The organism is Tardiphaga sp., assembly GCF_028290495.1.
Lineage (GTDB): Bacteria > Pseudomonadota > Alphaproteobacteria > Rhizobiales > Xanthobacteraceae > Tardiphaga.
Genome location: NZ_JAQGJT010000064.1, coordinates 1 through 7499 on the forward strand (window position 1 = coordinate 1; position 7499 = coordinate 7499).

A 7499-nucleotide genomic window follows, 5' to 3' on the forward strand; every position below is an offset into this window, starting at 1 on the left:
TATGCCGTATAGGGACGCCAAATCCGTGCAATGGCAGGATAGATGGACGTGTGCGCAGCCCGCGCCGATGTCTGGGCGCGCCGCCGATGGAGATTTCGATGAACCTGATTCAGACGCTCGAAAAAGAGCAGTTCGACCGCCTTTCCGCTACCAAGACGATTCCGGAGTTCGGTCCCGGAGATACCGTCATCGTCAACGTGAAGGTTGTCGAAGGCGAGCGTTCCCGCGTGCAGGCCTATGAAGGCGTCTGCATCGGCCGTTCCGGCGGTGGCATCAATGAGAGCTTCACCGTTCGCAAGATCTCCTACGGTGAGGGCGTCGAGCGCGTGTTCCCGACGGTGTCGCCGATGATCGACTCGATCAAGGTGGTTCGTCGCGGCAAGGTGCGTCGCGCCAAGCTGTATTACCTGCGCAACCTGCGCGGCAAGTCGGCCCGCATCGTCGAGAAGAAGACCGAGCGTCCGGTCAAGGTTGCCGGCGGCGCTGCCGTGGCTGCCGCGAAGTAATCTTCGTTCTAGGAATATGCGATCAAAGCGCGGCGCAAGCCGCGCTTTTTGCGTTGGGTGATCGTGCGGACCTTTCAGCCGTCGTCCCCGCGAACGCGGGGACGACCATTGAGAGAGCAGGCCTGCTTCTCATTGGCGAAACCCGGCGCCAGTGCTATATGGTTGGAATGTTTCCAGATCTGTACCAGCGCGCGGCCCGCATCGTGATCGACGATCACAGCCGGCTGCCCGGCCGCTTCTTCGGCCGTTTCACGACGGGGGTCGCGGCCGAGCTTCGACGGCTCTGACCCGCTCCGTCTGCCCGCTTTCTGCTGCGCTCCCATCGTCTTTCGGCCAACATCCCTGCGCAGCGCCCGGTTCACGCACTTCCTTCAAGGCCTGATCTCATGACCCAGCACATCGACGCCGCCAAGCCGACCACTTTGTACGACAAGATCTGGACCGATCATCTGGTCCACGAAGCCGATGACGGCACCTGCCTGCTCTATGTGGACCGCCATCTGGTGCATGAAGTGACCAGCCCGCAGGCCTTCGAGGGCCTGCGCGCTGCCGGCCGCAAGGTGCATGCGCCGTCGAAGACGCTGGCGGTGGTCGATCACAACGTGCCGACGACTGATCGCTCGCAGCCCAATCCCGATCCGGAAAGTGCCGAGCAGATCGCCGTTCTGGCCGAGAACGTCCGCGAATTCGGCATCGAGTACTACAACGAGTTCGATGTCCGCCAGGGCATCGTCCACGTCATCGGCCCCGAGCAGGGTTTTACGCTGCCCGGCACCACGATCGTTTGCGGCGACAGCCATACCTCGACGCATGGCGCGTTCGGTGCGCTGGCGCATGGTATCGGCACCTCCGAAGTGGAGCACGTGCTGGCGACCCAGACGCTGATCCAGAAGAAGGCCAAGAACATGCGGATCACCGTCGATGGCGTGCTGCCCGACGGCGTCACCGGCAAGGACATCATCCTGGCGATCATCGGCGAGATCGGCACCGCCGGTGGCACCGGCTACGTGATGGAATATGCCGGCGAGGCGATCCGCGCGCTGTCCATGGAAGGCCGCATGACGGTCTGCAACATGTCGATCGAAGGCGGCGCCCGCGCCGGCCTGATCGCGCCGGACGAGAAGGCCTATGAATTCCTGAAGGGTCGGCCGATGTCGCCGAAGGGCGCGATGTGGGACGAGGCGATGCGTTACTGGGAGACGCTGCGCTCCGACGAAGGCGCGTTCTTCGACCACGAACTGCGGCTCGACGCCGCCTCCCTGCCGCCGATCGTCACCTGGGGCACCAGCCCTGAGGACGTGGTCTCGATCGCGGGCGTGGTGCCGGATCCCGACAAGATCGAGGATGAGGCCAAGCGCCTCTCCAAGCATCGCGCGCTGGCCTATATGGGCCTGACCGCTGGCACCAGGATCACCGATATCAAGCTTGACCGCATCTTTATCGGCTCCTGCACGAATGGCCGGATCGAGGATCTGCGCGCGGCGGCCAAGGTCGTCGAAGGCCACACCGTCAACGCCAATCTGAGCGCGATGATCGTGCCGGGTTCGGGCCTCGTGAAGGCGCAGGCGGAAGCCGAAGGCCTCGACAAGATATTCCTGAAGGCCGGCTTCGAATGGCGCGAGCCGGGCTGCTCGATGTGCCTGGCGATGAATCCCGACAAACTGCTACCGGAAGAGCGTTGCGCGGCCACCTCGAACCGCAATTTCGAGGGCCGTCAGGGCTACAAGGGCCGTACCCATCTGGTGTCGCCCGCGATGGCCGCGGCCGCCGCGATCGCCGGGCATTTTGTCGATATTCGTGAGTGGCGGTGACACATCCGGTGTCATTTCGGTTCAAGCCGGACCGCGCCGCGGACCGGCCTGAACCCGGAACCCCGAGATAGTTGAACACATCTGGGTTCCGGGTTCGCGCGCGCATGTGTGCGCTCGCGTCCCGGAATGACAGGCTGGTTCGACTGGGCTACCCTTGCTGTATGCCCCGCGCCGCTTCGAAACCTGTTGAACTCACGACCGCCGCCGCCCGTCGCATCTGGCTGCGCGCCCAGCGGCTCGATACGCGCGTGCCGTTCGGCGATGGCGCGGCTGCGGTCGCAGAAGCCGTCGCGCATCTCGGATATGTGCAGATCGACACCATCCACGTCATCGAGCGCAGCCACCACCATATCCTGTTTTCGCGGATGCCGAACTACCAACGCGGACATCTCAAGCAGGCGCAGTCGCACGACAAGAGTGTGTTCGAATACTGGACCCACGCGCTGGCCTATGTGCCGAGCGCGGACCTGCGTTTCTTCGTGCCGGACATGAAGTACCATCGCCGTGAGGGGCACGCGTGGTGTACCACCGTGACACCGGCGGACTTGCGCAAGGTGATGCGGCTGGCGCAGGCCGGGCCGCTGTCGATCCGCGACATCGACGACGACGTGTTGCGCGAGAAGGATCACGAGTGGGCCAGCCGCAAGCCGTCGAAGCGGGCGCTGCAACTGGCGTTCTTTGAGGGCCGGCTGACGATCTCCGAACGCACCGGCATGCTGAAGACCTACGATCTCACGCTGCGGCACTTCGGCTGGGACAGCCTGCCGAAGGCCGCGTCTGCGTCGGAGCAGGTCGCCTATTTGCTGGATCGCGCCTTGCGTTCGCAAGGCATCGTCAGCCTCGACTCGATCTGCCATCTCGATGCGCCCTCCAAGGCGGCGGTGCGGAAGTTGATCGAGGCGCGGATGCGGCGCGGCGAGCTGGTGCCGGTGGCGCTCGACGGTGCCGGCAAGCAGGAGTATTGGGCCGCGCCGGCAACGCTTGAGGATTCAGGCGAAGGCGAAAGCGGGCTGGTGCACATCCTGTCGCCGTTCGATCCGCTGATCATCCAGCGCAAGCGAACCAACTTGTTTTTCGGCCACGACCACCGCTTCGAGGCCTATGTGCCCCGGGAGAAGCGGCTGCTCGGATACTTCGCGTTGCCGGTGCTGGTCGATGGCGAGATCGTCGCGGCGATCGATCTGAAGACCGACCGGCAGGCTCGAAAAGTTCTGATGCAGAAATGGAACTGGGTCGGCGACGGCGCGAAAAAACCGCCGCGCAAGGAGTGGAAACGCCGCATCGAGGAAGAGCTTGGTCGATTCGAGAAGTTTCAGCTCGGCGATTGAGATCGCGGATATTTTCGTTCCCCGGACGCGATGCAATACGAAGGATTGCTTCGCAAATCCGGGGCCACGAGTTGTTACTTCACCTCACCAATACGCATGGAAGCGGTGATGCCGGCGTTGGTGCCAATGGCGATGATGCCACGGGCGGTAGCGGCAGATCTTGCGCGGGCCGTAATAGGTCATCACGATCCGGCAGAAGCGGCGCTGGTGGTAATAGCGCGGCCCGTAATAGTACGGCTGGTAACCGTAGCCATAGTACCGCGGGCGGAAGTGATGCCGGCGATGGCCGTAGTAAGCGGGCGCTATGAAGTGACGCCGGGCAAGTACCGGCCCGCCATGACGAAATCCGCCGCCGTGGAACGCCGGACCGTGCCGGAAACCGCCGCCACGGAAGACGGGGGCTGCTGCTCTAAAGCCTCCTCCGCCACCACCTCCATGAAAGGCGGGGCCGCCCCTGAAGCCGCCACCATGAAATGCCGGGCCTCCGCCGCGGAATCCGCCGCCACCACCGCCTCCGCGGAACCCACCACCACCGCCGTGAGCGTGTCCGCCACCACGGTGCTGTACTTGCGTGAGTGCATCGGGCGCCTGTTTCGTCGCGGGCGCAGCACCCGGCCCGATCAGCGACACCGCGCGCGCGGCCGGCGCGGCCGATACCATCATGGCCGCTGCGGCGATCATGCCGAGCGACCGAACGAGACCTCGCCTGAGACCCTGACCTTTCGTCATGTCAAACTTCCTCCGTTAAGAGTGCCCGGGAGTGCCGATGCGCAGGAAGCCCGGCGCGCCGGTGCTGCTCACGTCGCCCTTAACGAAAAATTAGCGATAGCGATCTGAACCCCTCATGAATGATCGATCGGTGATCGAAGCAATATTCAATCGCAGCCACAAACGAAAACAGGCACCCGAAGGCGCCTGTCGATCTCGAAGTGAAGCAGGGAAGACCTACCAGCCGCCGAAGCCGAAACCGACCGGGCCGCCAAAACCGAAGCCGATGCCGACCGAGCGGCCGTAACCATAGCCGCCATAGGGACGATAACCGCCGTAGCCATAGGGCCGGCCGTAGCCCTGGCCGTAGAACGAACTGCCGTAATAAGACGGGCGGTCGTAACCGCCATAGGGGCGGTAGGCGTAGGGACGGCCGGAATAGGCCGGCGGTAGATAATACGAGCGATAGTACGGCCGTGCGTAGCGGCGATGCATGTGGTGGCGCTGATAACGATGATGATGGCGGCGGCGCGCGCTGATGTCGGTCGCCTTGTCGGCCTTCTGCGGAGAGACCTTCTGTGGGGTCTGCGGCGTGGCCATCGCGGCCGTGGTGGCGAGGCCGCCGCCGAATGAAACCGCTGCGGCCAGCAGGGTCGCGCCAATCCATGTCTTCATGATCATTCCTTGTGGTGATGTCCCAGCTTCAACGTAACGCATATATAAGATGCGATTTCCCGCGACAGAGCGACGCGGTAAACAGATCGTCAATCGTTGCCAATGCTGGCGAACACGTGATCGTGACGGCGCGGCGCGCATCGGATTGTCGTCACGTAAAAGGGCCCGCGGCTGCGAGCCCTTTCGTCGTCGAACGACAACTCACCAATGACGATGACGCCAGTGGCGGCGATGGTGCCGATGCCGCCAGCCGCGATGCCAGCGCACCTCGGTGGCGCCGGTCGCGGTCTCGCTCTGCACCGCGGCAGCGATGCCAGGGCTGACCAGCGACATCGCGCCGGCGCGCTCGGTGGGGGCGGCGAGCACGAGCAGTCCCGCCACTGCGGTCAGGCCCAGAATACGTTTGATGGTCATATGCATTCCTCCTCGGGGCTAGCACCAATGTGCCGACGCTCCGTCCGGATGGCGCAGGCGTCGCAGGCCTGAAAGGCTAGGCCGTCCGACGTGAATGCAAAATGAATGTGCGACAAAAAACAGGCCCGCGCGAGCGGGCCTGTTCCGGTAGTGTTTTGCTATCAATAGCGGTGGTGATGACGACGGCCGTACGAGTGATGGCGCGGCGCGAAGTGCGGACGGCGCCAGCCATCGTGACGGCGATAACCGTGATGCGGGCGGCCATAGCCGCGATGCGGGCGGTAGCCGCGATCACGATACTGCACTTGCGTCGCGGCGCCTGCGCCGACATCGCTCTGTACGGCGGCGGCGATGCCGGGACCGCTCAGCGAAAGTGCCTGGGCGCGCTCGGCCGGAGCCGCGACGAACAGCAATCCCGCGACTGCGACAAAGCCGAAAATCTTCTTGATGTTCATCTTCGTTTCCTCATTCCGGCATCCATGTGATGCCGCACGGCAGGACATTGCCGCGCATGCAAGGAAGCTAGAGCGAGTCGCGTGAACGCGATGTGAATGATTCAGTCGCCGATGCGGACATTGTGTCGCGGACGCGAAAGCGTGATCGTGAAACTTGAAAACCAACTCGCGTGGCCATTCGTAACTGGGCTACCGATGATGGAGGTCGCCATGTCCAGAACATCAACAGCGATGGTCGCTCTCGCGCTTTCGACATTCGTTGTGCCTGTTGTTCATGCTTCGCAGGGTCCCGGCATTGCCGACGACACCGCAAGTGCGACCGTGCAACTGGCGATGACGATCATCGTCTATGGCGGATCGGCGCTGCTGATCGCGTGGGGCGTGATCGGCGCCATCCGGCACCGCTGATGGGTCAGCCGCGACGCCAGAAGCAATTCATGCGCGGCACGATCACGGTTCCGCTCGGGCGGAACTCCTGCACCAGCGTGGCGGTGCAGTCGCGTACGGCATTGGGACCGGGATTGTAACTGGGATAGACGCCGCGATCGCCGTCGTTGCGATAGATCCGGACGCGCGCGCGGGGACGGCGGTTCTGTGCCGGGAGGTCGGAGGCGGACTGCGTGCGGGTGATGCGCGGGGCGTCCTGCGCCTGCGCCGTGCCGGTCATAGGCAAGCCGCCGAGCGCCATCGCCAAACCCATTGCCCCTATCGAAATTCGCATCGTGACGCCCCGAACCAACCATCTTGAGCCGCAACGTCCCCGATTGCCGCCCTTCCGTCAACCGCCGCCGCGCCCGGCTTTGCCCAATCCGCGGCAATCTTCTACACAGGACGGATGTGGTCCTCCGCCAAAGCCCCCGATCTCGCCGAAATGGAAACGATGGCGCATGCCATGCTGGCGCTGCTGCCAGGCGGTTTCCGCCAGCTGTGCGAGGGCGTCATTATCCGGGTCGACGATTTCCCGACCGACGAGGTGCTGGAAGAGATGCAGGCGGAGACCGAATTCGACCTGCTTGGCCTGTTTCAGGGCGTCGGCCTGCCGTTTCAGAGCCACGACAACACCGGCCAGCTGCCCAATATGATCTGGCTGTATCGCCGCCCGATCCTGGATTACTGGGCCGAACACGACGAAACCATCGGCCACATCGTCCGCCACGTGCTGATCCACGAGATCGGTCACCATTTCGGCCTCTCCGACGACGACATGGAGACGATCGAGGCGCAGGTGAAGGACGATGTCGAGGAACAGGGCTGAGCCATTCAGCCTTGCAATTCAGCCCTGTAATTCGGTCTTGGAGCGCGGCCCCGATCGGGCTAAAATCCGACCTCAATCTGGAAAACGCATCATGGACAAGTTCATCACGCTGGAAGGCGTCGCGGCGCCGCTGAAGATCATCAATGTCGACACCGACATGATCATCCCGAAGCAGTACCTCAAGACCATCAAGCGCACCGGGCTTGGCAAGGTCCTGTTCGCCGAAGCGCGCTATCTCGACGACGGCAGCGAGAACCCGGATTTCGTGCTCAACAAGCCGGCCTATCGCAACGCCAAGATCATGGTCGCCGGCGACAATTTCGGCTGCGGCTCGAGCCGCGAGCACG

The 7499-nt window shown here is 63.5% G+C and carries 11 protein-coding genes; 7 read left to right on the forward strand and 4 right to left on the reverse strand.

Translation table 11 applies throughout. The features are described from left to right. Positions 1–98: 98 nt before the first annotated feature. The 4 genes from rplS (at position 99) to JWQ24_RS28580 (ending at position 4482) form a co-directional block, all read left to right on the forward strand. Positions 99–506 (forward strand): 50S ribosomal protein L19, encoded by a 408-nt coding sequence (rplS, locus tag JWQ24_RS12355; protein WP_299808026.1) that lies wholly within the window; start codon positions 99–101, stop codon positions 504–506. 386 nt (positions 507–892) lie between these two features. After that, complete coding sequence (gene leuC, locus JWQ24_RS12360) at positions 893–2317, forward strand: 3-isopropylmalate dehydratase large subunit (protein WP_299808027.1); 1425 nt, start codon at positions 893–895, stop codon at positions 2315–2317. Positions 2318–2478: 161 nt separating this feature from the next. After that, on the forward strand, positions 2479–3645 hold the full coding sequence (locus JWQ24_RS12365) for a winged helix DNA-binding domain-containing protein (protein ID WP_299808028.1): 1167 nt from the start codon (positions 2479–2481) through the stop codon (positions 3643–3645). Between the two features lie 108 nt (positions 3646–3753). Further along, positions 3754–4482, forward strand: coding sequence for a hypothetical protein (locus JWQ24_RS28580; RefSeq protein WP_366521437.1), 729 nt, complete (start codon positions 3754–3756; stop codon positions 4480–4482). A gap of 108 nt (positions 4483–4590) precedes the next feature. Here the strand turns inward: JWQ24_RS28580 and JWQ24_RS12375 are convergent, their stop codons facing one another. From JWQ24_RS12375 to JWQ24_RS12385, 3 genes are all read right to left on the reverse strand, one after another. Then, entirely contained in the window at positions 4591–5028 is a 438-nt protein-coding gene (locus JWQ24_RS12375; RefSeq protein WP_299808032.1) for a hypothetical protein, read from the reverse strand. A 201-nt stretch (positions 5029–5229) separates the two neighbouring features. Continuing rightward, positions 5230–5442, reverse strand: a complete 213-nt coding sequence (locus tag JWQ24_RS12380) for a hypothetical protein (RefSeq protein WP_299808034.1) — start codon at positions 5440–5442, stop codon at positions 5230–5232. Between the two features lie 161 nt (positions 5443–5603). Continuing rightward, positions 5604–5897, reverse strand: a complete 294-nt coding sequence (locus tag JWQ24_RS12385; protein WP_299808036.1) for a hypothetical protein — start codon at positions 5895–5897, stop codon at positions 5604–5606. A gap of 210 nt (positions 5898–6107) precedes the next feature. Between JWQ24_RS12385 and JWQ24_RS12390 the strand changes: the two genes are divergently transcribed. After that, positions 6108–6305 (forward strand): hypothetical protein, encoded by a 198-nt coding sequence (locus tag JWQ24_RS12390; RefSeq protein ID WP_299808038.1) that lies wholly within the window; start codon positions 6108–6110, stop codon positions 6303–6305. Between the two features lie 4 nt (positions 6306–6309). On the opposite strand, the gene JWQ24_RS12395 is transcribed toward JWQ24_RS12390, so the two are convergent. After that, positions 6310–6618, reverse strand: a complete 309-nt coding sequence (locus tag JWQ24_RS12395) for a hypothetical protein (RefSeq protein ID WP_299808040.1) — start codon at positions 6616–6618, stop codon at positions 6310–6312. 114 nt (positions 6619–6732) lie between these two features. Here JWQ24_RS12395 and JWQ24_RS12400 point away from each other — a divergent pair, with 114 nt between their 5' ends. Together JWQ24_RS12400 and leuD are read left to right on the forward strand one after the other, a co-directional pair. Continuing rightward, positions 6733–7152: a metallopeptidase family protein gene (locus JWQ24_RS12400; RefSeq protein WP_299808041.1), complete on the forward strand. Its 420-nt coding sequence runs from the start codon at positions 6733–6735 to the stop codon at positions 7150–7152. Between the two features lie 91 nt (positions 7153–7243). Next, a partial coding sequence (leuD, locus tag JWQ24_RS12405) for a 3-isopropylmalate dehydratase small subunit (RefSeq protein WP_299808043.1) occupies positions 7244–7499 on the forward strand: 256 nt, incomplete at its 3' end.